Below are 274 nucleotides of genomic sequence, written 5' to 3'. Positions count from 1 at the left end.
CTGTTTCGCCGCCTCAAAGGCTTCCGCCGCATCTTTTCGCGGTTCGAAAAACTGGACGTGATGTTCCTCGCCTTTATCAATTTCGCGCTCATCGTTGATGGGCTCAGATAGTGTGAACACGCCCTAGGGAAGGTCTGAGCTTCCCCTGAAATTTCGCCTTCCAGTAGGTCATGTGTAAACTCGACCCGAAGGAAGGAAAGAATCGATGTTCAAAATACCGAAGCAGGCGTACACCGCTGAGTTCAGGACGCTCGCGGTACAGCGAGTGAAGGAC

Annotated in this window: 1 pseudogene; it reads left to right on the top strand. The window is 52.6% G+C overall.

Going from position 1 to position 274, the window contains the following annotated elements:
- Nucleotides 1–111: pseudogene (locus VSR34_RS39080) on the top strand (IS5/IS1182 family transposase); the annotation flags it as partial.
- Between the last annotated feature and the right edge of the window lie 163 nt (nucleotides 112–274).

The organism is Paraburkholderia sp. JHI2823 (assembly GCF_038900695.1).
In the GTDB taxonomy this organism is placed as follows: Bacteria; Pseudomonadota; Gammaproteobacteria; order Burkholderiales; family Burkholderiaceae; genus Paraburkholderia; species Paraburkholderia mimosarum.
The sequence above is the reverse complement of the archived record's forward strand: the minus strand, read 5'-3'. Positions and strand labels throughout refer to the sequence as shown.